30 protein-coding genes are annotated in these 24,863 nt (G+C 34.6%); 26 read left to right on the forward strand and 4 right to left on the reverse strand.

Annotation, left to right across the window (positions count from 1 at the left end):
- Nucleotides 1-31: 31 nt before the first annotated feature.
- Both B9Y84_RS07130 and B9Y84_RS07135 read left to right on the forward strand, forming a co-directional pair.
- Complete coding sequence (locus B9Y84_RS07130) at nt 32-1,522, forward strand: MltF family protein (protein WP_245830834.1); 1,491 nt, start codon at nt 32-34, stop codon at nt 1,520-1,522.
- Between the two features lie 21 nt (nt 1,523-1,543).
- Nucleotides 1,544-1,999 carry a hypothetical protein gene (locus tag B9Y84_RS07135; protein WP_085516391.1) on the forward strand — a complete coding sequence of 152 codons (456 nt, stop codon included), beginning with the start codon at nt 1,544-1,546 and terminating at the stop codon, nt 1,997-1,999.
- A gap of 2 nt (nt 2,000-2,001) precedes the next feature.
- Here B9Y84_RS07135 and B9Y84_RS07140 read toward each other — a convergent pair whose 3' ends face one another.
- From B9Y84_RS07140 to B9Y84_RS07155, 4 genes are all read right to left on the reverse strand, one after another.
- Nucleotides 2,002-2,601 (reverse strand): trimeric intracellular cation channel family protein, encoded by a 600-nt coding sequence (locus B9Y84_RS07140; protein ID WP_085516392.1) that lies wholly within the window; start codon nt 2,599-2,601, stop codon nt 2,002-2,004.
- Between the two features lie 14 nt (nt 2,602-2,615).
- The gene (locus B9Y84_RS07145; RefSeq protein ID WP_085516393.1) at nt 2,616-3,068 is read right to left on the reverse strand and encodes a YciI family protein; all 453 of its coding nucleotides are present in this window, start codon (nt 3,066-3,068) and stop codon (nt 2,616-2,618) included.
- Nucleotides 3,069-3,097: 29 nt separating this feature from the next.
- The gene (locus tag B9Y84_RS07150; protein ID WP_085516394.1) at nt 3,098-3,862 is read right to left on the reverse strand and encodes an alpha/beta fold hydrolase; all 765 of its coding nucleotides are present in this window, start codon (nt 3,860-3,862) and stop codon (nt 3,098-3,100) included.
- 191 nt (nt 3,863-4,053) lie between these two features.
- On the reverse strand, nt 4,054-4,779 hold the full coding sequence (locus B9Y84_RS07155; protein WP_085516395.1) for a pyridoxine 5'-phosphate synthase: 726 nt from the start codon (nt 4,777-4,779) through the stop codon (nt 4,054-4,056).
- A gap of 56 nt (nt 4,780-4,835) precedes the next feature.
- Between B9Y84_RS07155 and B9Y84_RS07160 the strand changes: the two genes are divergently transcribed.
- The 24 genes from B9Y84_RS07160 to B9Y84_RS07260 all read left to right on the forward strand — a co-directional run bounded on the left by B9Y84_RS07160 (nt 4,836) and on the right by B9Y84_RS07260 (nt 24,739).
- Nucleotides 4,836-5,288: a GatB/YqeY domain-containing protein gene (locus B9Y84_RS07160; RefSeq protein ID WP_085516396.1), complete on the forward strand. Its 453-nt coding sequence runs from the start codon at nt 4,836-4,838 to the stop codon at nt 5,286-5,288.
- Entirely contained in the window at nt 5,285-5,818 is a 534-nt protein-coding gene (locus tag B9Y84_RS07165) for a CvpA family protein (protein ID WP_085516397.1), read from the forward strand. Before B9Y84_RS07160 ends, B9Y84_RS07165 begins: the two co-directional genes overlap by 4 nt.
- A 5-nt stretch (nt 5,819-5,823) precedes the next feature.
- Entirely contained in the window at nt 5,824-6,411 is a 588-nt protein-coding gene (locus B9Y84_RS07170) for an anthranilate synthase component II (protein ID WP_317043236.1), read from the forward strand.
- 130 nt (nt 6,412-6,541) lie between these two features.
- Complete coding sequence (locus B9Y84_RS07175) at nt 6,542-7,309, forward strand: alpha/beta fold hydrolase (RefSeq protein WP_085516399.1); 768 nt, start codon at nt 6,542-6,544, stop codon at nt 7,307-7,309.
- Nucleotides 7,306-7,968, forward strand: coding sequence for a CBS domain-containing protein (locus B9Y84_RS07180; protein ID WP_085516400.1), 663 nt, complete (start codon nt 7,306-7,308; stop codon nt 7,966-7,968). Before B9Y84_RS07175 ends, B9Y84_RS07180 begins: the two co-directional genes overlap by 4 nt.
- On the forward strand, nt 7,961-8,848 hold the full coding sequence (locus tag B9Y84_RS07185; RefSeq protein WP_085516401.1) for an NAD kinase: 888 nt from the start codon (nt 7,961-7,963) through the stop codon (nt 8,846-8,848). The genes B9Y84_RS07180 and B9Y84_RS07185 overlap by 8 nt, the downstream gene beginning before the upstream one ends.
- A 61-nt stretch (nt 8,849-8,909) precedes the next feature.
- The gene (locus tag B9Y84_RS07190) at nt 8,910-10,124 is read left to right on the forward strand and encodes a DUF6089 family protein (protein ID WP_139827972.1); all 1,215 of its coding nucleotides are present in this window, start codon (nt 8,910-8,912) and stop codon (nt 10,122-10,124) included.
- 3 nt (nt 10,125-10,127) lie between these two features.
- Nucleotides 10,128-10,844, forward strand: coding sequence for a type IX secretion system protein PorG (porG, locus tag B9Y84_RS07195; RefSeq protein WP_085516403.1), 717 nt, complete (start codon nt 10,128-10,130; stop codon nt 10,842-10,844).
- A 78-nt stretch (nt 10,845-10,922) separates the two neighbouring features.
- On the forward strand, nt 10,923-11,651 hold the full coding sequence (locus B9Y84_RS07200) for an isoprenyl transferase (RefSeq protein ID WP_085516404.1): 729 nt from the start codon (nt 10,923-10,925) through the stop codon (nt 11,649-11,651).
- Nucleotides 11,648-14,311 carry a BamA/OMP85 family outer membrane protein gene (locus B9Y84_RS07205; protein ID WP_085516405.1) on the forward strand — a complete coding sequence of 888 codons (2,664 nt, stop codon included), beginning with the start codon at nt 11,648-11,650 and terminating at the stop codon, nt 14,309-14,311. The genes B9Y84_RS07200 and B9Y84_RS07205 overlap by 4 nt, the downstream gene beginning before the upstream one ends.
- 6 nt (nt 14,312-14,317) lie before the next feature.
- A complete protein-coding gene (locus B9Y84_RS07210) occupies nt 14,318-14,860 on the forward strand; it encodes an OmpH/Skp family outer membrane protein (RefSeq protein ID WP_085516406.1) in 543 nt (180 codons plus the stop codon).
- 120 nt (nt 14,861-14,980) lie between these two features.
- Entirely contained in the window at nt 14,981-15,511 is a 531-nt protein-coding gene (locus B9Y84_RS07215; protein ID WP_085516407.1) for an OmpH/Skp family outer membrane protein, read from the forward strand.
- 90 nt (nt 15,512-15,601) lie between these two features.
- The gene (locus B9Y84_RS07220) at nt 15,602-16,498 is read left to right on the forward strand and encodes a S66 peptidase family protein (protein WP_085516408.1); all 897 of its coding nucleotides are present in this window, start codon (nt 15,602-15,604) and stop codon (nt 16,496-16,498) included.
- A gap of 240 nt (nt 16,499-16,738) precedes the next feature.
- A complete protein-coding gene (locus B9Y84_RS20400; protein ID WP_139827973.1) occupies nt 16,739-16,906 on the forward strand; it encodes a bacteriocin in 168 nt (55 codons plus the stop codon).
- Nucleotides 16,907-17,014: 108 nt separating this feature from the next.
- Nucleotides 17,015-17,590, forward strand: a complete 576-nt coding sequence (locus B9Y84_RS07225) for a hypothetical protein (RefSeq protein WP_139827974.1) — start codon at nt 17,015-17,017, stop codon at nt 17,588-17,590.
- Nucleotides 17,591-18,026: 436 nt separating this feature from the next.
- Complete coding sequence (locus B9Y84_RS07230) at nt 18,027-19,205, forward strand: HlyD family secretion protein (protein WP_085516410.1); 1,179 nt, start codon at nt 18,027-18,029, stop codon at nt 19,203-19,205.
- Nucleotides 19,202-21,373, forward strand: coding sequence for a peptidase domain-containing ABC transporter (locus tag B9Y84_RS07235; RefSeq protein WP_085516411.1), 2,172 nt, complete (start codon nt 19,202-19,204; stop codon nt 21,371-21,373). Before B9Y84_RS07230 ends, B9Y84_RS07235 begins: the two co-directional genes overlap by 4 nt.
- Before the next feature lie 30 nt (nt 21,374-21,403).
- Complete coding sequence (locus B9Y84_RS07240) at nt 21,404-21,736, forward strand: HTH domain-containing protein (RefSeq protein ID WP_085516412.1); 333 nt, start codon at nt 21,404-21,406, stop codon at nt 21,734-21,736.
- A gap of 112 nt (nt 21,737-21,848) precedes the next feature.
- Nucleotides 21,849-21,995, forward strand: coding sequence for a hypothetical protein (locus B9Y84_RS20575; protein WP_176223739.1), 147 nt, complete (start codon nt 21,849-21,851; stop codon nt 21,993-21,995).
- Between the two features lie 11 nt (nt 21,996-22,006).
- Entirely contained in the window at nt 22,007-22,168 is a 162-nt protein-coding gene (locus tag B9Y84_RS20405) for a Blp family class II bacteriocin (protein WP_139827975.1), read from the forward strand.
- A 59-nt stretch (nt 22,169-22,227) separates the two neighbouring features.
- Entirely contained in the window at nt 22,228-22,629 is a 402-nt protein-coding gene (locus B9Y84_RS07245; protein ID WP_085516413.1) for a hypothetical protein, read from the forward strand.
- 124 nt (nt 22,630-22,753) lie between these two features.
- Nucleotides 22,754-23,938: a hypothetical protein gene (locus B9Y84_RS07250; RefSeq protein ID WP_085516414.1), complete on the forward strand. Its 1,185-nt coding sequence runs from the start codon at nt 22,754-22,756 to the stop codon at nt 23,936-23,938.
- A 400-nt stretch (nt 23,939-24,338) separates the two neighbouring features.
- Nucleotides 24,339-24,521 carry a hypothetical protein gene (locus B9Y84_RS07255; RefSeq protein ID WP_085516415.1) on the forward strand — a complete coding sequence of 61 codons (183 nt, stop codon included), beginning with the start codon at nt 24,339-24,341 and terminating at the stop codon, nt 24,519-24,521.
- Between the two features lie 23 nt (nt 24,522-24,544).
- A complete protein-coding gene (locus B9Y84_RS07260) occupies nt 24,545-24,739 on the forward strand; it encodes a hypothetical protein (protein WP_085516416.1) in 195 nt (64 codons plus the stop codon).
- Nucleotides 24,740-24,863: the final 124 nt, after the last annotated feature.

Raw genomic sequence — 24,863 nt, forward strand, 5'->3', positions numbered from 1 at the left:
TTGGTTATATTCACAACCTTAAACTAAAGATATGATGAAAATATTCAACAAGTCTTTTTATGTCATTCTGATTGTAATACTTGGCTCTACGTGGGCTTGTTCAACTAAAACAGACACGCAATCGCAGGATTTGTCTTACGCCATCGAACCAGTAGATTTTGATTTTGCGAAAATTAAAGAAAGAGGATATCTAATAGCCGTAGTAGACAATAGCGCCACTAGCTACTTTATCTATAAAGGGCAGCCTATGGGTTATGAATTTGAAATGCTCAATTGGTTAGCTAGTGATTTAGATGTTGAATTGAAAATTATTAAAGATAATAGTATTTCATCTGCTTTAGAAAAGGTTAATAGAGGAGAGGCAGATATTGCTGCTTTCAATCTAACAGTAACAAAGGAAAGAAAGCAATTCGTAGATTTCACTAATCCATTGTATTTTGTCAGGCAAGTATTGGTACAGAGAAAGCCCGAAAATTGGAGAGAGATGAAGATACATGAAATAGAGAATGAACTACTACGTGACCCTATACAATTGACCGGAAAAGAGATTCATGTGCGGAAGAGCTCGGCCTTTTCAACGCGCTTAGCAAATCTCTCAGATGAAATTGGAGGTGACATCGTGATTATTGAAGATAGTAGTAGTTTAGAGGTTGAGACCTTGGTTAAAATGGTAGCTGATGGTGAGATAGAATATACCGTGGCCGATGAAGATGTTGCAATGCTGAACGCTACTTACCATCCTATTTTAGATGTTAAAACACCAATTAGTTTTTCTCAACAGATTGCGTGGGCATTGAGGTCGAATGCAGATACTTTGGAGACTAAGATCAACGCCTGGTTAGAGGACAGGCAAAAGGAAACTGATTATTATGTGATCTACAATAAGTATTTTAAGAACTTGAAGCGATCTGCAAATCGGTCATACTCCGAATTTTCATCTGTGGGCGGTGATAAGCTTTCGCCTTTCGATGAAGAGATTAAAGCAACTGCCGAAAAAATTGGATGGGACTGGAAATTGTTGGCGGCTTTAATTTATCAGGAAAGTAAGTTCGACCCTAATGTGAAGTCATGGGCGGGTGCTGTGGGACTGATGCAAATGATGGAGCCGACTGCAGAGGAATTTGGAGCTACAAACTTATATGACCCTAATCAAAGCTTAGAAGCAGGTGGAAAGTATATTAATTGGTTGCAGAAATCATTTAAAAAACATGTAGCGGATAGTGTTGAGAGACAAAAATATGTTTTGGCTGCCTATAATGTTGGTATTGGCCATATGCAAGATGCTATTCGCTTAACCAAGAAATACGGTGGAAACCCAGCCAAATGGGATGAGAATGTTGAAAAGTACTTATTGTTAAAATCTCAAAAGAAGTATTATACAGATCCAGTGGTCAAGTATGGTTATTGTAGAGGAGAGGAGCCAGTGAATTATGTTAAAGAGATTTTGGAAAGGTACGATCAGTATGTTTTATTATTAAATCCCCCAGATGTTGAGGACGACTCAAGAGCACCAATTATGTAAGCTTAATTTTTTATTCATAAAATGTCAAAAATAGATCAACTTTTTAAAGAGTATACGCAAGAGCGTTTCATTAAATTAAACAAAGAGCAATTCGTTTATATTGTAAATCTTTTTCCAGCGCTCAGGGTAGTGATGTCGGATGGAATTGTTGATCAAGACGAATGGGTGACTGTAAAAAGGCTGGCTAAAATTCTTGGAGATGAATTTGCCTCTGAGGACTTGGGAGAGGAGAAAGAGGAAAATCTAATGCTTATTTATAGATCGGAGTTCCGACATTTAGTTAAGAATTTAGATAAGTGGCAGACTAAGTTTCTAGATGCCTTGAAGGATTATTTTAAGGAAAATGAAACTTCGAAGGAGTTTGTTGTGGAGACTATGTATCTTTTCGCCAGTGCTTCAGATGGTGTTTCGGAAGAGGAGAATGAAGTAATTGAATTCTTAACCCAAGAACTGGGATTAGAAGATATTGAGCTTTGAAATCAAATTTTCGGAAAGTTAATATGATATTTAACAGCTAAGAGGCGTGCTGACATTATGAATGAAGCTGTAACAATAAAGTTAATGTCCCTATCGAGTTGAAAATAATTTAATAGCGTATACAGCATTCCACCTAATAGACATGCACTTGCATAAATTTCTTTTCTAAAAATAACTGGAGTTTCATTAACTAAAGTATCGCGAATAACCCCACCAAAAACAGCTGAAAACATGCCCATTATGGCGGCTATTTCCCACCTGAGTCCCATTGATAAAGCTTTTTCTACTCCAGCAACTGTGAAAAGTGCAATTCCCATTGAATCAAAAAGGCTCAGCGTTTTTCGTAAATTTTGTAAAAATTTGTTAAAAAAGCTTGTCAGCAATACTCCAAATAGAATGGTATAGATAATATTCATGTCTCCGACCCAAGATAGGGGGTAGCTACCCAGCATGATATCACGTAAAGTTCCGCCACCGATGGCAGTCACAAATCCTGTAAATCCTGCGCCAAACCAATCTTCAGATTTGTCTTTTACTGCCAACGCACCTGAAATTGCAAAAACTAGTGTCCCAAGAAGTTCAAGTGCATATTGTATTTGCATAGCTGACTTTTGATTTAGGGACGAATTTTTTCAATTTTGGAATGTGTTTCCAAATATACTGACAGAGCAGCTGAGCCATACCAATTATAAATATCGTAAGCCAGAAGATCTGCTTTGATGGCAGGATCTGTCTGTAAGAGTTCTGCTACTTTGGCCTTATCTTGCACGTCAAAAATGAATATACCTCGGTAATTCCTATCGTTTTTTTCTACTGGCCCGGCTACAATAATTTTCCCTTCTTTGGCTAATCGACCAATATTATCTAAATGCCCTCTAAATAGGCTGTCAACCTTTGATTTGTCTTCAATATTTCCACCACCTGATTTCAGCATAACTAAGCTGTAGGATTTCATTCCATAATCATCGGCACCTAATGAGTCCGCCAATGATTTATCATAATTTGGATTTTGAGAGAAACCCAAAAATGGAATAATTAGAAAAATGCAATGTAAAAGGGTAGTTTTCATAGCAATAAAATCAAAATTGTAAAGATTATTTATCTTAAAAAGTCTTCAACCAAGCTGAGAAACTCTTCTGGTTTTTCAGCATGAATCCAATGTCCTGCACCTTCCACCATTTTAATCCTAGCATTTGGGAAGAAATTGTTGATAGCAATATGGTCTTCAGATTTAATGTAATTAGAATTTTTACCTCCTATAAATAACACATCTTTTTCAGTGGATAATCTTTTTTCTAAACCTTTCCCAACTACCTCAATATTTTTTTCTAAAATGGCTAGATTAATTTTCCATTCAAATTCTTTATCATCATTCCTAGTCAAGTTTTTCAATAGGAATTGCCTAACTCCTTTTTCTGGAACATATTCTGATAATTTTTTATCTGCATCACCTCTAGATTCAAGCTCATCTAATTTAAGGCTACAAAGACCTTCCAAAATAGTGTCGTGATGGACGGGGTATGCTTTGGGAGCAATGTCTACCACTATTAACTTATCATATAAGTCAGGATGCTCGACTGCAAAATACATAGCTGTTTTTCCTCCCATAGAATGTCCAATTATATGAGGATTTTCAATCTTATTAGAGTCAATAAATTCTTCCAAATCAGCAGCCATTACCTCGTAGTTGTGAACATCATCATGTGGTGAGTCACCATGATTCCGCTGATCTACTAAATAAACATGAAATTTCTCTGCTAACTTTCGTCCAATGGTCATCCAATTATCTGAAGAACCGAAAAGCCCATGTAAAATAATCAATGGCTGTCCGCCATCACCCAATTCTTTATAATTCAATTTCATATTTCATATTTTTACAGTCTAGATTCAAGAATCAAGACAGTTTTATTTACATCGATTTCATCCTTCACCGCACACCCAAGTTCCAACTTTCAAGGCTTCCTTTGGGAATTTCCGGTCTGACCTTCGGTAATGACCTAAGTGCTTCTTGCACTTCATCCTACACCCCACTTCCAACTTCGAGCTGCCAACTTCTAACTTCCCTCTTCTCTGAGTTCTCGAAGGTAGAGTTGAATTGTATTTTCAAGTCCATAGTAAAGTGCATCGCAAATTAAAGCATGTCCGATACTTACCTCATCAATAAATGGAATTTTTTCTTTTAAATATCTTAAGTTTTCTAAACTCAGATCGTGGCCTGCATTAATTCCCAGATTTAATTCTTTCGCCTTTCTGGCAGCCATAACAAAGGGCTCTATTGCCCCTTCTTTATGCTTAGCGTAATTAGCAGCATAAGGTTCGGTATAAAGCTCGATTCTGTCAGTTCCTATTTTAGCAGCCGCCTCAATTAGATGAATGTCCGTTCCAATAAAAATGGAAGTTCGAACTCCCATACTTTTCAATTGAGAAATTATATCAGTTAAGAAGTCATTGTGTTTGATTGTATCCCAGCCAGCATTAGAAGTTAGCACACCAGGAGGGTCCGGAACTAAAGTAGCTTGAGCAGGGGTATTCTTTTCAACTAATTCTAAAAATCTATCATCAGGATAACCTTCAATGTTGAATTCAGTAGTCACAATTGGAGCTAAATCATATACATCTTTTGTGGTGATATGCCGTTCATCCGGCCTTGGATGAATGGTAATTCCTTGCGCACCAAATCGTTCGCAATCCTTAGCAACATTTACTACATTAGGGTTTTCACCGCCTCTTGCATTACGCAAAGTGGCAATCTTATTGATATTGACGCTTAAGCTTGTCATAATTTTATTTTTATATGATAACTTTGTCGGCAAGTTAATGATTTTAAAAATTTACTATGAGCTTAAAACAACAAATTGATTCGGATATTAAAAATGCAATGAAGGCTAAGAATAAAGAAGAGCTTCAAGCATTGCGTTCTATAAAGTCTATGATTTTAATGGCTGAATCTGAAAAGGGTGCAGAAGATAATCTTTCTGAAGATGCAGAAATGAAATTACTAATGAAGGCTGCTAAGCAAAGAAAGGAATCTGCAGAAACCTACAAAGAGAATGGTAGAGATGAACTGGCAGAGGCGGAACTTTTGGAGTTGAAAGTAATCGAAAAATATTTGCCAAAGCAAATGTCGGAAGAGGAATTGAAATCAGAATTACAAGGAATAATTACTAAGATAGGTGCTGCAGGTCCTCAGGATATGGGTAAGGTTATGGGGATAGCCACAAAGGAATTAGCTGGTAAAGCTGATGGAAAAATGATTTCTCAGTTAGTAAAACAAATCCTCACTTCTTGAAAACTCTGGATATCGTTTTACTGATACCATTATTTTTTGGAGCATATTTGGGCTTTAAAAAAGGACTTCTTTTAGAGATAGTTTCTTTATTAGCACTGGTTTTAGCTATAATCGGTGCTTTTAAACTTTTAGATTTTGGAATGGAAGTTTTGCAACCCTATTTCGAAAATTGGGAGCAAGCACTACCCATTATATCTTTTGTTTTACTTTTTATAGCTATTTTATTAATAGTAAACCTGATAGGGAAGATCGTCAAAAAGATTTTGGATATGACTCTTTTAGGAGGCTTGGATAATTTCGCTGGTGCAGTAATCGGCTTGTTGAAGTGGGCTTTTGGAGTTAGTTTAGTGCTATGGTTGGGAGAATCAATTGATATTAGTATTTCAGCTGAAATGGCTGAAGGAACATATATCTATCCTGTAGTAGCATCAATAGCGCCATTTGTTGTAGATTTAATTTCAACCTATTTGCCTTTTATTCAAGATGTATTTGACCAATTAAAATCTCAATTTTTATTTGAACAGTCATGATTTTAATGGTGGATAATTTTGACTCTTTTACCTATAATTTGGTTGACTACTTCAATCAACTGGGATTGGAGTGTCAGATTGTGCGAAATGATGTATCTCCAGATCAGTTAGACAAGAATAAATATTCTGCTGTGGTCTTGTCTCCTGGGCCGGGTAAGCCGGAGGAGGCTGGTTTTTTAATGGACTATATTGAGTTTTTTGAAAATGAGATTCCAATTCTTGGGATTTGTCTTGGACATCAGGCAATTGCTAAGTTTTTTGGAGCGAATGTTGTGAAAGCTATCAAACCAATGCATGGTAAGATTTCAAAGATTCATGTAGAGAAAGAGGATAGTTTGTTCGAAGGGATTCATGATGATTTTGAGGTTGTGAGATATCATTCTTTAGTGGTGAAAAATATAGAAGAAACAATGCTCGTTTCTTTAGCTAAGACCAAAGAAGGGGAAAACATGATTTTTAAACATAAATATCTTCCAATTTATGGAATTCAATATCACCCTGAAGCAGCATTAAGTAACTTCGGATTGAAAATTCTTTCCAATTGGAAAGTGATAGTCGACCACAAAAAAGAGGCAATAATGAATAAATTGTAGTATTTTAAAGGAAATTGATATATTTAACCATAAGTTATATTCTAGCGTTTGTTGAATAATGAAACGCAGATATTGCTAAGGCATTATTCTTTTAGTTGAAGAGTATATTTTTATTGAATTAAATTAGATTATGAAAATACATAAAGAAGGAGAGTATAGTTATATAGATGAAGGTGCAGGAGAACCCTTAGTCCTTTTACATGGTTTATTTGGTGCATTAAGCAATTGGGAAGCAGTTGTAAGTAAGTTTTCTCAAGAATATCGTGTCTTAATTCCATTATTGCCGATATATGATATGCCAATCAAGCAGGCGGGCTTAGGAGCATTAACAGATTTCGTAGAAGGATTTGTTGAGCAGCAAGGATTGGAAAAGATGACCTTAATTGGGAATTCACTAGGAGGCCATGTCGCCTTAATTTATACATTACGACATCCTGATCAGATTAGTCGCCTCGTTTTAACGGGAAGTTCAGGTCTTTTTGAAAATACAATGGGAGGTTCATTCCCAAAAAGAGGAAGTTATGATTACATCCAAGAAAGAGTAGCCTACACTTTCTACGATCCAAAAACCGCCACAAAAGAATTGGTATATGAAGTTTTTGAGACGACTAAGAGTATTCCAAAATGCATGCGTATAGTTGCCATAGCAAAATCCGCTCAGCGACACAACATGCGAGAGGAGATAAAAAAAATAACAGCACCGACTTTATTGGTTTGGGGCTTAAATGATACCATTACTCCGCCCATGGTAGCACACGAATTTGACAAGTTGATTCCAAATACAACTTTGAAATTTATAGATAAATGTTGTCACGCGCCAATGATGGAACACCCTGAGATCTTTAACAATTATTTGGATGATTGGTTGAAAAGTACAGAACTTGTAACAACAGCATGACGATAGATTTAATAAATGATATGATTCCACCTCTTAAGGTGACAGATGATGCAGCTAAAGCCTTGGTTTGGATGGAAGAGTTGCGGCTTCATGCATTGCCAGTCATTAAGGATAAAAAATTCCTAGGATTCTTGACTGAAGATATGATCATTGATCAAAATAATGTTGATGCCAAAGCGGGTGACTTCATGTTGAAAGGAGAAGACTGTTTTATTTTTGATTATCAGCACACTTATGAGGCAGTAAAGAAAGCTACAGATTTTGATTTTGAATGTGCAGTTGTCCTCAATGAAGAGGAGGAATATTTGGGAGTAATTGTACTCTCAGATGCGCTCTCGATATTTTCACAATCAGCCTCTATTCAAAGTGAAGGCGGTGTGATAGTCTTATCAATGAATCAAGCAGATTATTCTTTGAGTGAAATTAGTCGTTTGATTGAGTCAAATGAAGCACAAGTAATGGGCTCGAGCTTGAATATTGAAAAGAATGAGCCCACTAAATTTCGATTGACACTAAAAATCAATAAAGTAGATCTAACTCATATAATTGCTACATTGGAACGCTTTGGTTTCAAAGTGATAGCCAAGTATCAAGAAGTGAAAACAGTATCCAACGAAAAGGAAAGGTTGGATATGCTAATGAGATATTTAGATGCTTAATTCAGTAAAGATTGCACTTCATGGTAAAGTATTTAATGATGAGGTCAAGCCCCACATTAAAAGAGTAGTAGATATTTTGATTGGCTCTCACGTGGAGCTGATTGTGTCCCAATTGTTCGCCAAGAAGTTCACAGAGGCCTTTCCAGAGTATGCAGATTTTGAAATTTTCAGAAAATTAGATGCTGACGATAATGTTGATTACCTCATTAGTTTAGGCGGAGATGGTACCTTATTAGAGGCTGTGAATTATGTAGGTAAACTAGAAATACCAATCTTAGGGATCAATACAGGCCGATTAGGCTTTTTAGCAACGACACCTAAAGATAAAATTGATAAAGCACTTTCAGACTTACTGAAAAAAAATTTTAAAATTGACAGTCGGGCTTTGATTTATTTAGAAACAGATTCAAAAGTATTTGGAAAGAAACCTTTTGCTTTGAATGAATTTGCAATTCTGAAAACAGATTCGTCATCCATGATTACGGTTCATACTTATGTCGATGGAGAGTATTTAAACTCGTACTGGGCAGATGGATTAATAGTAGCTACTCCTACTGGCTCAACGGGCTATTCATTGAGCTGTGGTGGTCCAATCATATTACCACACTCAAACAATTTTGTGATTACCCCAGTAAGCGCTCATAACCTAAATGTTAGGCCCTTAATCGTTTCAGATCAGAGTGTTATCACTTTCAAAATTGAGGGACGTAGCAACAAATTCCTGGTATCCCTCGACTCAAAATCGCATTCTGTCGATTCTTCGATCAAAATGTCAGTTAGAAAAGGAGAATTTAAAGCAAATTTGATTACGTTTGACCAATTGAATTATTTTGATACGTTACGGCAAAAATTGAATTGGGGATTAGATTTAAGGAATTGAGTGCCATATATTTAAATTATTTCCCTTATTTTTGCTCTTTAAGTCAAGAACCTGTACAGATATGAAGAAACTAATACTAAGCTTTTCTATTTTAATGTCGGCTTTAATGATCATGCCAGAAGCATCTGATGCTCAAATTTTTGGTGGGAAAAACAAAAGAAGAAAAAGTAGTCGAAAAATAGGTTCCTTTTCAGGATCTAAGAAGCTTGTTAATCCTGAGATTTCATATTTTGCAATAGGAGGAGGGATAAATGCCCTGAACTACTTTGGTGAAATAGCACCAAGACCTAATACTTTAAGCACTGATATCTCATTTACTAGACCAGGAGTAAATCTGTTTATAAAGCAAAAATTTGGGGATAGGTATAGCTGGAAAGTGAATTTTATGTGGGGAAGGCTTCAGTCCTCTGATCGAGAAACAGTATCACCAGAAGGAAATAATTTTGTTCAAGAAAATGCTAATCGTTACCTAAGGAATTTATCATTTCGAAATGATATTTATGAACTTACTGTTCAAGGACAATTCGATCTTTTTAAGCATGGAGGAAGATTTTCTTCCCGTCCTCCTTTGAACGTGTATGTTACTTTTGGAGCAGGACTATTTTATCATAATCCAAAAGGACTAGCTCCTGATAATTTTTACACTGGTGCTTTTCAAGGTCAAGGAGAAACTATCTCTTTAGGTACAAATGCTGGTCAATGGGTGTCCCTTAGAGATTTAGGGACTGAAGGGCAATTTTTTGATGCTGAGACTAGGGAAGCTTACAGAGAAGCATACAGCAAAGATGTCCCGAATCCTTATAGTCGACTTCAGATAGTTTTGCCGTTAGGAATAGGGGCTCGATACAAACTAACAAACAACTTGGATATTGCTTTGGAGCTAGGATATCGACATACGTTTACTGATTATTTGGATGACGTAAGCGGAGAATATGTTGATTTGGGAGCATTCGGTTCACTAGCAGATGCTCAAGGAGACGAGAATATCGCTCTAGCGATGGCAATGTCAGATTTGTCTAATCAGTTTTCTCAAGAAGATTTCAATAATATTCAAGAATTTGTTTACGTCCCTGGAACCGATACTTATTCTTCCGAATTTTCGGATTTACTATGGTCTAGAGCTAAAGGATATGGAGGTGCAGCTGGTATTGGGAATGATGATGTTAGACGTAACATTAGAGGAAATCGAAATGATAATGACATTTATATTACTACAAATATCTCTTTGACATACATTTTGGGCGGTGGGCTCGTTAGAGGTGCAAAGTTTAGGTAATTTATGTTGAGAATTTCATTCATAAAATTTAGGGTACTTAAGATCACCTTTTTATCATTCGCCTTTCTTCTTGGATTGAGCGAAGCGGAAGCACAATCTAAGGAATTTGGTGTCGGAGTAGCTAGTTTCAATTATACTGGTGACTTAATTCGTACCTATGATATTCAAAACCAATCACTTGGAGTGAATTTGTTTTACGTGAAAAATTATGATGACGGATGGGCAGCCAAATTGAATTTTGAAGCCGGCAGAATAAAAGGAAGCGACCAAAATCCAATAGATCCACAAGCTCAAGTCAGGAGCGCCTCTTTCCAAGACTTCATTACAGAAATTTCAGGTCAAGCTACTTATGAGTTTTTAGATTTCCGAACTGATAGAGCATTAGTGAAATTCACGCCTTATTTGACAGTAGGAGCAGGGTTTTTCCTGATAAATAGAGCAGAGAAAAATGCTGATTACAGTGACATTCAGCTAATGATCCCATTTGGAGGTGGTATCAAATATAGTTTAGGACCTCTATGGACGTTAAATTTTGAGTTTTCAGCTAGAAAATTGTTCTACGATTATTTAGATAATATATCTCTGCAAGAAGTGACGGATAAAAGAAATTCCGATTTCCAATTTGGCGATTGGAATGATAATGATTGGTATTATTCCACCACTATTTCTATAAGTTATACTTTTTGGGAAGTGGATTGTCCCGTTCCATTGAAAAAATAAAAGTAGAAACTCTTCACAAGTTTATTAATAGTAATGATTTTTGTACCTTGCGCCTTTATTTGGAGCAGGTGATTGAACATGGAAAAAAGTTTGGATAAAAACAATTTACCAAAACATGTAGCCGTTATTATGGACGGTAATGGGAGATGGGCCAAAAAGCAAGGTGCTGCTAGGGTTTTTGGTCATAAAAATGCTATTAAGGCTGTTCGGGATACTGTGGAAGGATCCGCAGAATTAGGTATATCTCATTTAAGCTTGTATGCTTTTTCAACTGAAAACTGGGCTAGACCTAAAATGGAAGTAGATGCTTTGATGCAATTACTAGTTTCTACGATAAAAAGTGAGATGAAAACACTAATGGAAAATGATGTTAGGCTTTCATCGATAGGAGATATAGAAAAATTACCAAATAAATGTTATAAAGAATTGCAATCTGCTAAAGAGCAAACTGCAGGTAATAAAGGATTGAATTTAATTTTAGCCTTGAATTATAGTGGGAAATGGGACATAGTTCAAGCTTGTAGAAAAGCAATGGACGATACAAAAGCGGCTGGATTAAATTCTGATGATCTTACCGACCTGAGATTTGAAAATTATTTGTCAACAGCAGGGATTCCTGATCCTGAACTTTTGATTAGAACTAGTGGAGAGTTTAGAATTAGCAATTTTATGCTTTGGCAATTAGCTTATACTGAAATATTTATCACAGATGTTCTTTGGCCTGATTTTAGGAAAGAGCATTTAACGGAAGCATTATTAAACTACCAGTCTCGAGAAAGAAGATTTGGAAAAGTATTAAGTGAATGAAACGACATTTATTAATTATAATTAGCATTTTATTTAGCGCTTACACTTTATCAGCGCAAATCAATCCATCCTTGGATTATAGCAAACCACGAAAATATGAGATTGTGGAAGTGGTGGCTAATGGATTAGAATACCTGGATGAAGGAGCTGTAATTGCGATTACAGGAATCTCCAAAGGAGATAGGATCGATATTCCTGGTGACGACATTTCTTTTGCTATCAAAAAGATGTGGAGACAGGGCCTCTTTGCAGATGTTACAATTAAATACGAAGTAGTAGAAGAGGGTAAAATTAAGTTGATACTAGAACTTACTGAGCGACCTCGATTGACTAAATACACTTTTCAGGGAATCAAAAAATCAAAAATCTCTGAAGTATCGGATGAATTGAGTTTAGTAAAGGGTAGGATATTAACAGATGCATCTGTAAAAAATGCAGAATTAAACATTATCAAATATTTTAAAGGGAAAGGTTACCTTAATGTAGAAGTGAAGTCAACCCAGAAACCAGATAATCTCGTAGGGAATGGGGTGGAATTGATATTTGATATTGATAAAAAGAATAAAGTAAAGGTAGCTGATATATACATTGTTGGTAATGAGGCTTTTGGTGACAGAAGATTGAAAGGTAGATTGAAGAATACCAATGAAAGATTGAGATTTTCCTTATTCGAAGATTTGGTGAGCCGTGCTATACATTCTAAACCGAAGCACTGGTTTCAATTATTTGCTCAACAAGATTCTGTTGGTTTAAATCGAGCTTTAGACTACTTTGGTGAACATGTTAATGTAAACTTCTTTAAGTCATCAAAGTTGGTGAAGGCAGATTATGAAGAAGATAAAAATACACTAATTGATTTTTATAACAGCAGAGGATATAGGGATGCCGAGATATCTTACGATAGTATTTTTACGGAAGGTCAGGATATATCCATCGAAATTGGAGTAGATGAGGGGCAAAAGTACTATTTCCGAGATATTAAGTGGACGGGTAATTTTAAATATAATGATGAAGTTCTAAGTGCCGTACTTAATATTGATAAGGGCGATGTCTACAACTTAGAGAAAATCAATAGAAAACTAAACTATGATCCAACAGGAAATGATATCAGTTCTATTTACATGGATAATGGGTATCTGTTTTTTAATGTTACGCCTGTTGAAGTTAATGTGGAACAAGACTCCATTGATTTGGAGTTAAGAGTTTACGAAGGTGCGCAAGCTACTATTAATAAAGTGACCATTAATGGAAATACCAGGACGAACGATCATGTCGTGCTACGAGAGCTGAGAACTATTCCTGGAGAGAAATTTAGCCGCAAAAAGCTTATCAGAACCCAAAGAGAATTGTCGCAGTTAGGATATTTCAATCCTGAAACCGTAGATCCAACGCCGGTGCCAAATCCAAGTGACGGTACAGTTGATATTAATTGGGAATTAGAGGAAGTGTCAAATGACCAAATCCAATTATCAGGTGGATGGGGTGGTTTTATTGGTTTTGTGGGAAGTTTAGGGGTGACCTTTAATAACTTTTCATTGAATAATTTCCTTGATTTTGGGAATTGGGATCCACTTCCAGTGGGTGATGGCCAAGTACTTTCTCTTCAATTCCAAGCAAATGGAAGACAGTTTCAGAGCTATAATTTTTCTTTTACTGAACCATGGTTGGGAGGTAAAAAGCCTAATGCATTAACAGTTGGTGGTAGTTATTCTTACCAAGGAGACTTTGTTAATTTCAGAGACCCAAGATCGGGGATTTCAGGTTCATTTAGAATTTTTAGAGGATTTGTGAGTTTATCGAGACGATTGAAATGGCCAGATAACTATTTCACTTTAGCCAATTCAATAGAGTATTCTAGATATACATTAAATAATTCACAGAGAATAGGATTTCAATTAGGGTGTACTACTTGTGAATCTAATAATATTAACTTTAAAACGACCATTGCACGAAATAGTGTCGATAATCCTATTTATCCGAGAAGTGGGTCGAATATAAGCCTAGCGGTTTCTTTAACCCCTCCTTATAGTTTGTTGAATAATAGAAATTATGATGAGCTGTCCTTCGAAGAGAGCATAAACTTCTTAGAATTCAACAAATGGATGTTTGATGCTTCATTCTTCAATCAGGTTGTAGGTGATTTGGTTGTGAATACAAGAGCTAACTTCGGAATTATCTCTAGTTATGGAGATAAAGTAGGTGTTGGGCCATTTGAAAGATTTATACTGGGTGGTTCTGGACTTGCTGGGCAAGGATTTATATTGGGTAGTGACATTATAGCGTTAAGGGGTTATGAAGATAATTCTTTAAGGCCAACTGAAACCGTAAGTAGTTTCGAAAATGGATCAGTTAATAATCGTCAAATAAGTGGAGGAACTATCTACAATAAATTTGTAATGGAGTTAAGATATCCTATTTCACTTAATCCTTCTGCAACAATTTTTGTATTAGGCTTCGGAGAGGCTGGAAATACATGGACTGATTTCAGTGAGTACAATCCATATGATTTGAAGCGTTCGGCTGGTGTTGGTGCTAGGATATTTATGCCAGCTTTTGGTACTATTGGTATCGATTGGGGTTATGGATTTGACAACGCACCAGGCACAAACAGAGCAAGTGGTGGACAAATTCACTTTACAATTGGTAATCAGCAAAGATAAATTGGTATGAGATTTGTTAAAGTCCTAATAACAATTGTAATTTTAAGTCTGAGTTCGCAAATGGCGAGCGCACAGAAATTTGGATATGTTGATTCTAAATTTATTCTGAGTAAAATGCCTGAGTATAGTGAGGCAAAACAAGAGATAGATGCTTTAACTTCTGCATGGCAAAATGAAATCAAGCAGATGCGAAAAGAAATAGAATCAAAGTATGCTGAATTGAAGGCAGAAGAAGTACTGCTTACAAAGCAACTTAAAGAAGAAAGATTAGCAGAGATTGAGAAAAAAGAAAAAGAGGTTGAAGAATATCAAAACAAAGTGTTTGGTTTTAATGGCTTACTTTTTTTAAAAAAGAAAGAATTGGTGAAACCAGTTCAAGACCAAGTGTTTGAAGCGGTGGAAATTGTAGCAAAGAAGGAGCGGTTACAAATAGTGTTTGATAAAGCTGGTGAATTGATCATGATATATACAGATCCTGTTCATGATTATACAGACTTGGTTCTAGAAGAGTTAGGATTGATTGACGAAAATGATTTAAATAAAAATTAATAAAGTGTAAATAATAATGATGAAACTGAAGTTGCTTAAATAATCACTAGCGGTTTAGCCTCAAAAGCTTATTTTCGCAGTCCAAAGTTTTATCAAATCATTAAAATTTAAAATAAACAGATGAAAAAGGGATTAATATTAGTTTTAGCGTTGGGCTTATTTTATACAGCAAGTGCCCAAGATACAAAAATAGGATTTACTAATGCTGATTATGTTTTGAGTTTAATGCCTGAATCTAAGGAGGTACAATCTCAAGTAGAGGCTTACGAAAAGCAATTTTCAAATTCAATTCAGCAGAAGTATCAAGATTTTCAAGCACAAGTTGCGGAGTATCAGCAAAATGCTCCCACTATGACTGAGCAAGTGAGAGCTGAAAAAGAGCAAGAATTGCAAGGTTTACAGCAGTCTTTGCAAAAGTTCCAACAAGATGCTGAGCAATCAATTGCTCGTAAGCAGCAGGAATTATACCAACCACTATATGAGAAAATCCAAAATGCGATCGACAAAGTGGCTGAGGAAAATGGTTATAGTCACGTGCTAAGAGCGGAAGCTTTATTGTTTATTGCTGATGAAGATTCAGGTGATATCTCTGAATTAGTTTTAAATAAATTAGGTGTAGAGGCTCCAGCAGCATCTGCAACAGACGAGTAGAAAGTATCGAAAATATATTAATTTCTATTTAATAGAAATTTGTTGAAATTAGCCCTGAATTTATTCAGGGCTTTTTTTATTTCTAATGTTATGAGCAATTATCCATCTTTTCTTAGTAAAAATGATTTAATCTTAGTAATCAGCCCTTCAGGTGTTGTGGATAAAGAAGAGGTGTTAAAAGGGGCTAGGCTTTTAGAGAAGGCAGGCTTTAAAGTTGAATTTAGCCTCAATGCATTTAATGCTCATTTTAAATTTGGAGCTAAACATCAAGAAAGACTTGCTGATTTGCAATTTGCACTGGATCATAAAATAGCCAAAGCCATTTATTGTGCAAGAGGAGGTTTCGGTATTACCCATATCATTGATGAATTAAACTGGAGTCAATTTAAGCAAAATCCTAAGTGGATTATTGGCTTTAGCGATATCACAGCGCTTTTGCATACCACTTACCTAAATGGTTTCCCTTCTTTACATGCCAGTGTACTGCAAGGGTTACCAAGATTGTCAGGAGATTATCAGAACAAATTAATTGAATCTTTATCTGGTAATATTAGCGGCTTAAATGCTACAAGCACTTTTAATAAATCAGGAAAAGCAAGTGGGCAGTTAATAGGTGGGAACTTATCCTTATTGGTTCATCAAATCGGAACCCAAACGGAATTAGATTATAGGAATAAGATTCTTTTCATTGAGGAAGTAGCAGAACCTCTGTATCATATTGACCGAATGATGTTGCAATTAAAAAGAGCAGGTAAATTAGAAAACTTGGTTGGTTTAGTGGTTGGACAGTTTTCTAATCTTACTGAAGATAAATCTATTTATGGGCAGTCAGTGGAGGAGGTTATTTTAGCTCACTGTGAAGGTTATGATTTCCCCATTGGCTTTAATTTTCATATTGGGCATGGGGAGGTTAATGTGGCTTTGTTTCATGGGGCTGAGGTTGAATTGGTAGTGGAGAATGGTGTGGCTAAGTTGACATATGGGTAGTGGATACTTAGTTCAATTTTAAAGTAGAGCCATTAAATCAATATGAAACTCAAAAAGTAAGTGAGAAAAAAGACTTCATTGGCAGAGTAAATACTTTTCTCAAACTTTTTTATATAGTCTCAAAAAAGGAGACTGGTAGATCCTACTTTAGCATTATGAGGTAATAAAAGGTGCACTAATAGTTACCAAGCCCGGGATGCTGAAGACGGTACAGAGCAGGTTAATAGTAAATTAAAAATTATGGAAAATTTATCAAAAAGCGAATTAAAAAATATTAGTGGAGGAGATTTGCTGGCTTATTACGAGGCACTTGGTGATGCAATTAATGCAATGAATAATGCAACTCCTGGCTCAACATCATGGAATGATTCACTGTGGTTAAGAAACACCTTGTTGGTGGAGATTTAAAACCTTTATGGGTAAAAATATTTAAGTCAAAATTTGAATATATATAATTAATACATAGGTAAATTAGGTTTTATTATAATAAGATCTAATTTTCAATATTCTAACCTAATGATGCGTTTTTTAAGAATTCTTTTTTTACTTATACTGCTTACAAGTAAGCTAAATGCTCAAAGCAGTGAAGAGTATTTACGAAGTGCTATTAAGAATGTAATTGGATCAATAGATCCTGATAACAAATTAAACGGATTGATATCAATCTATTATAAAGGTGAATTAATAAATGCTGATACATCCAAAATTGAGATTTTTAAATTGTTTCCTGACAGTTTTAAAAGTCATGTATATAAGGAAAGTGATAGTCTGACCTCTATAGTTAGCAAAAATGGCTACTATCAATATAGAAATGGAGATAAGTTGAAAACTGAAAAATCTGAATTTGACCAAGACATTTATTATGATTTAGTTAAATTCAATCTGTATTTTGCGTTGAATAATACCTATAAAAATGCTGAAATTGAATTATTGGAAGAAACTAAATCCTTTATTATTTTCAAATATGAATTTAAAGCAGGCCAGCTCTATACTTTTAAATTGAATAAAGAAAATATGAGAATAGTTGAGTACTCTTGTGATTGTTTAAAGGTAAATTATCATAGTGGATATGTAAGACTTAAAAACTATTAATCCTTTGATAATTTATTATTTCCAAGTAGGATTGAATTTTGGACAGAATCTAAATTAGAAGAAGTTTTTCAATATGATTCAATTTCTATCAATGATCTTTCGGAAATCGAATTTAGTTTTGATTAGGGAGTTATAATATAAAATTCAGAGATATTTAAGGCGTTTATTCAATCATCCCGATAAATTAATAAGCTAAAAATTCAGTCATTATCAAATAAGGAGCAATGATTAGACTTATACAAAACCTGCCTTAGATAGATTTAATTCCTTTTTTCATTTTTACCGTATTTAAACCACCCCTTTTTTGGTAAAATTATACCCTTAAATGGATATAAAAACCACCCCTTTTTTAGTTTGAAACACCCCTATGATAAGCTTGGTCAAATAATAAATTGACATTAGTTTTGCGGTCGAACTAATTATCAACCTTAAAATTATGCCCAATAGTCCTAAGTCTATCTTCCCAAAGGAAGTTATAGGCTTTAGTGTGGAAGCTTTGCTCAATAAGCATTCTACACGAAGCCTCATCATTTATCAAATCATTTTACTCGTCCTCATAATTGCATGTGCTCTTTTACCTTTTATTACGGTCGATGTAAATCTTAACGGATCAGGTGTTGTTCAATCCAAACAGCTGCAGTCGAAGATAGTAGCCGGTGCAACTGGAAGGATAGTAGAGAATAATATCAAGGTTAATCAATTTGTGGAATCCGGGGATACCTTGTTTATTTTGGATCAGACATTCATAAACAATCAGAAAGTAGATATTCAAAAGAGACGGGATATAAAAGAAGATGAGTTGACTGATTTGAATTCTTTAGTATCGTCAAATATTCAGGATAATTTAGATTTGAAGTCTTTAAAATATATTCAATCCTATAATTACCTCAAAAAATCAATAAGCGATTTAGACCAACAAATCAAAATCAAAAGGAATGCTTACCAAAGAGAGAAAGCTTTATTTGAAGGAAATGCCTCATTTAAAGCTAAGCTTGAGGAGGTGAAATTGGCAATGGATGTTCTTCTTAATCAAAAGAGTTTAGAAATAGAGAAATTCAAGGCACAGTGGAATTCTGATTTACAGAGAGCATTATTGGATTTATCAGAATTGGAAAACAGGCTAAACCAGATCAATACCGAATTGGAACAATATACAATAGTAGCTCCGATAGCAGGTTATATCCAAAATTTGGAAGGTATATCCGAGAATGGTTTTATCTATCCAAATCAACAACTCTGCGTGATTTCACCCAATGAGAATCTTCTTTTGGATTGTTATATAAAGCCGACAGATATTGGATTGATTAAACAGAATCAAAAGGTGAAAATCCGAGTAGATGCTTTTAATTACCAGCAGTGGGGAATGTTGGAAGCGGAAGTTGTGGAAATTTTTAATGATGTTAGTCTTCTTAATAATCAAGAACCAGTATTTACCGTGCGATGCAAACCCAACCAGCAATATCTGCAACTTGAAAATGGCTATAAAGGTGAGTTGAGAAAAGGAATGAGTTTTCAGGCGAATTTCTTAATTGCTGAAAGAAGTTTGTTTGATTTATTATTTGATAAAGTTGAGGACTGGTTAGCTCCTAGCGCCAATAAAAAGACATCGATATGAATAAGAATGTGCTGATTAAGCAAAGGGATATCACCGATTGTGGAGCTGCATGTTTAGCTTCTATAGCAGCCAACTATAATTTAAAACTACCTGTTTCTAAGATTCGGCAAATTGCCTCAACTGATCAAAAGGGCACGAATGTTTTAGGGATGATCGAGGCAGCTGATAAAATGGGCTTTTCCGCAAAAGGAGTTAAAGGTCCTATTGAGAGTTTGCCTAAAATTCCAACTCCTGCTATCGCCCATGTAATTATAAAAGAGCGCCTACACCATTATGTAGTGATTTATAAAGCTACGAGTGAGCAAATTACTGTCATGGATCCGGCAAGAGGTAAATTGGAAAAATATACCACTGCGGAATTTAAAGAGATTTGGTCAGGGGTATTGATTTTACTTTCGCCCAATGAGTCCTTTAAAGCAAAAGATGATAAAGTTTCTATTACTTCTCGTTTATGGTTTCTATTAAATCCCCATAAGGGTTTATTACTACAGATTTTAGTGGGTGCTGTAATCTATACTATTTTAGGACTAAGTACCTCAATTTATGTCCAAAAAATAGTTGATCAAGTGATTGTCAATGGGAATAATAACCTATTAAATCTATTGAGCACGGTCATGATTGGGTTATTGGTGATTCAAATCCTGATTAATGTCCTTAAATCCATTTTTATGTTAAGAACCGGGCAACAAATTGATGCTAGGCTTATCCTTGGATATTATAAGCATTTGATGCAGTTGCCCCAACGTTTTTTTGATACCATGAGAGTTGGGGAAATCATTTCCCGAATCAGTGATGCCGTAAAAATCCGTTCTTTTATTAATGAGGTGGGGATTAATATGATGGTAAACGTATTGGTGATCATTTTTTCTTTCGGATTGATGTTCACCTATTACTGGAAACTTGCATTGATTGTATTGATTGTAATTCCGCTTTACTCTATCATTTATACTATTACCAATAGGTTTAATAAAAAGACCGAAAGGAAAATAATGGAAAACGCTGCAGAATTGGAATCACAGTTGGTCGAGTCCATTACGTCTATGAGGACGGTAAAAAGTTTTGGTATGGAAGATATTGCCAATATGAAAACTGAAACCCGTTTTGTTAATATGTTGAATAGTATTTACAGCTCAGGCCGAAATGCTATTGTTTCCACTAGCTCCACCGAGTTTGTGTCTCGTTTATTTACAATTATATTACTTTGGTTGGGTGCAGGCTATGTATTGCAAACTGAAATTACACCTGGGGAACTCTTATCCTTTTATGCTTTGATAGGTTATTTTACAGGGCCTGCCAATAGTTTAATTGGAGCCAATAAAACCATTCAAAATGCTATGATTGCTTCTGATAGGTTATTTGAAATAATGGATTTGGAAGCGGATAAAGATGATGGGCAAATAAACCTTGAAGATAATCAGTTACCAGGTGATATCTTTTTTAAGAATGTTTCTTTTAGGTATGGAAGCCGAGCGCAAGTATTTGAAAACTTAGATTTAAGAATTAAAAAAGGCCAAATAACTGCTGTGTTAGGTGAAAGTGGTTCAGGTAAGACCACTATAATGGCCATTTTGCAAAGGTTGTACCCGATACAAGAAGGAAAAGTGCTTTTCGATAATTATGATATCAATTACATTTCTAAAGATAGCCTTAATCATTTGGTGGGGATTGTTCCCCAAAAAGTAGATTTATTTGCAGGAAATGTGATAGATAATATCGCGGTGGGTGATTTTAATCCTGATTTTCAAAAGATTATTAGGATCTGCCAACAATTGGATATGATGAGGTTTATTGAAAACCTGCCTAATAATTTTCAAACCTATTTGGGAGAAAACGGAGCTAGTTTATCTGGTGGGCAAAAGCAAAGAATTGCAATTGCCAGGGCTTTGTACCGAGATCCTGATTTGATTATTATGGATGAAGCCACCTCAGCATTGGATACCACCTCTGAGGATTATGTTCTGAATACCATAAGAGATTTAAAAAATCAAGGGAAAACCATCATCATGATTACGCACCGTTTGGCTTCGGCTTCTCATGCGGATCATATTCTATTACTTGAAAATGGAAAATTAATAGAAGAGGGAAGTTATCCCGAATTAATGAAAAGCAAAGGTCATTATTATAAGTTATGGCAGAACCAATTGCCTAAAGAAGTATTAGAAGATTAAAAAATTATTTAACCATTAAACCTTAGTATAATGAAGCTTGAATATTATTTACAAAAGCTGGAAGCTATTGACCAGAAAATCAGATTAAAGGCTACAGGCGGACCAGAAGAATTTGCAGAAAGTTTAGAGATGTCCAAAGCATCGCTTTATAGATATATTGATTTTTTAAAAGATTATGGAGCACCCATCTATTATGATGTCAGCAATAAAAGTTTTTGTTATGAACATGATATCAATATCGAATTCAGTTTTAAAGTGGAACCATTAGACCAATATGAAGCTCAAAAAGTAAGTGGAGGTAAAGCACTTAATTGGCAGAGTAATAAATTTTCTCAAATTTTTTATAGTAGTCTCAAAAAATGAGACTAGTCAAACCTACATTTACATCGTGAGGTAATAAAAGGTGCACTAAGAGTTACTAAGCCCGGGATGCTGAAAACGGTATAGAGTAGGTTAATAAAAAATCTATATTAAAATGGAAAATTTTGAAAGCTCAAATTTCTCAGAATTAAGTGATGCTGAATTATCCCAAACCTTTGGAGGAGGTTTTTGGGAAAAAGCATTAGGTGTTGTTATTGGAGTTGCAATAGGAATACTATTAGAATCAATTGATGGTAATTAAAATTAAATAAAATGAAAAAGGAAAACAATATTTTAGGATTTACAACTTTAAATAAAGAAGAACTTCTTGAAATTGAAGGTGGAGGTAAAGTTTGGGATTTTATTAAAGAAAATTGGGCAGCGATTTTAGTAGGCGTGGCGATTGGCGGTGTTATTGGCTCTCAAATTGATTAAAATTTTAAAATAGGGGGGGTATCCCCCCCCTATTTAATATCATATATTAATAGAAAAACATGAAATATTTATTTTTTATTATTTTTATAATAGTGAATGTTCAATTCGTACATTCTCAAAATGATAAAAATTATCAGATAGTGACTAATGATTACGAGTCCTTTATGTACAATGGTATGGAGTATGAATTTAAGGGCTTAGAAAATATCATTAAATCAAATCAATCTGCATATTCTAGTTATAAAAAGTCTAAATTAAATGGTGCAATAACAAAAATCACTGCACTTTTGGGTGGGGCTTTGATTGGATATTCGACTGTAAGTTTAATAAGAGATTATAAAAAAACAGACATTTTATTCATGGCTTCAGGAGCAAGTTTAATTGGTGTGTCATATGTCTTTCATATCAGGAAAAATAAAAAAATCAAACAATCGGTATCAAGATTCAATAAATCGGAATAATGTATATATTTTTATGAGGCAAACTTTTATTATAAAATTTATTCTTTTTTGAGTGCTTTGACTTAATTATTAATCCAAGTAGTTATTCAAAATAAAAGTTAACAAACCATCTAAATCAACTTCATTGAAACCAATTTCAACAATACTAATTCTAAGCTTTTCATTTATTGCTCAATATGCTTTCAGTCAAAATAAAGAATTTGTCTTATGGGATAAAGAAGATAGTCAACCTATTGAAAGCGCATTAATTCTAAATCAAACACAATCCAAAGAAAGTGCCATAAGTAACAGTAATGGATTATTTGAAATACCACAATCATGGCAAAAAAATGACTCTCTATTTGTCCATCATGTGAATTATGAAACCACAGCTTTTACTATCTCCAAAGATTTAAAAGATACGGTATATATCAAGCCACAAGATTTTGTGTTAGATGAGGTGGTGGTCTATGCAGAAACGACCTTAGAACAATTTTTAAAAGATATTGTGGTCAATACAGAACGGAAATTAAAGTTGCCTGTCAAATATGATGCTTACTATAAGGAGTTTACGTTAGAGAATGACAAGTATATTTCATTTGCAGATGGTTCTATGCAGTTTTATCTGGAGGAGAAAAGGGGTGATTTAAATATAGAAGCAAGCTTACTGGAAAGTAGAGCTGTAAATTTAGAAACGAGTGAAGAAATTGATTTATCTCTAGTAGCACCTATAGGTTTTGAAAGTGCACTTTCTTATACTGATCCTAGCAGGGTTAGTCGTTTTCTAAACGTAAATAACTTTGACAACTATAATTATTCCATTAAAGATGGGGAGTCTTTTATTACTATTCTGGCTAGCCCAAAGAAACCCGAGAGTGACACTTATAGTAATGGTAAAATTTTAGTGAATAAGGGTGATTCCACGATTTCTTACCTTCAGTTTCAGTTGCATCCTATTTCCATAGAAAATATGAAGGTTGTTAATGCTGTAATTATGAAATCAAAAATAAAGGATTATCGAGTTACAGTAAAATATAGTGCGATTGAGGATAATTTAATGTTGGATTATGTGAGGATGAATGTCGAAATGAGGCTTTTTAATGATAAGAAAATAGATCAAACCAATACTTTTATCAATGACCTAAGTATCCTAAAACCATCCGAAAATCAAGAGAGCATTAGCTGGGGCGATCAATATCGTAAAAAATCAATTGCCAAGAATGGCACCAATTATCAAACAGAGTTCTGGAAAAATGCTTCTCATGTTTCCCTTAGTGCCGAAGAATTGGAATTGATTAATAGTGATAGTATTGATTTCGAAGCAAATTAAGTTTTGAAACTACTTAAGCAAATAATTAAACTGCAACCGATTAATGCAGAAGATAGTAAAATAAAATTATCTCTAAGAATATATTGACTTTCAAAAAAAATGGAGCCCCCATCTATTTCGATATGAGAAATAAAGGTTTTTGTTGCGAGCATGATATCAATATCAAGTTTGGCTTTAAAGTAGAACCTTTAAATCAATATGAAACTCAAAAAGTAAGTGGAGGAAAAAGACTTCATTGGCAGAGCAAAAATTTTTCTCAAAATTATTTTTACAGTCTCAAAAAATGAGACTGGTAAATTCTACTTTAGCATTGTTAGGTAATAAAAGGTGCACTAAGAGTTACCAAGCCCGGGATGCCGAAAACGGTACAGAGTAGGTTAACAATTAATTAGTAGAAATCATGGAGAATTTATCGTTTGAAGAATTAAATGAGACGAATGGCGGTAGTATTGCTGGCTTAGTTGCTGCTGGCATTACAATTGTAGGTGCTGCGATTTATGTTTATAACAATGCAGCTGATATGGCACAAGGTTTTGAAGACGGTGTTAATGGAAATTATAATCCACCAAGCGACTGTAATTAATTAATTAAAAAAAAACAGAAAAAATGGAAAATTTAGAATTAAATAATTTAGATAGTAATGAAATTCTTTGCATATCAGGTGGTGACAAAGCATCATACGATTTTTTTTATGCATTAGGATCCGCATGGGATAGTGTTTCTGAATGGGCTGCTAACGTAGATGCTGGCTTCTCGCCAGATTCACCAATTCATGGGACTAATCCTAGTCACTTTATGTAATAATTTTTATATTTGTTAGCAACAAATTTTATTGTTGCTAACATTTTTATGCTTTAATTAATAATTTTCTTATGAAAGCCAATACTAAAAATGAATATAAAGTAGGTTTTTTTATATTGTTAAT

It is taken from the genome of Marivirga sericea, from assembly GCF_900177665.1.
Classification (GTDB): Bacteria; Bacteroidota; Bacteroidia; order Cytophagales; family Cyclobacteriaceae; genus Marivirga; species Marivirga sericea.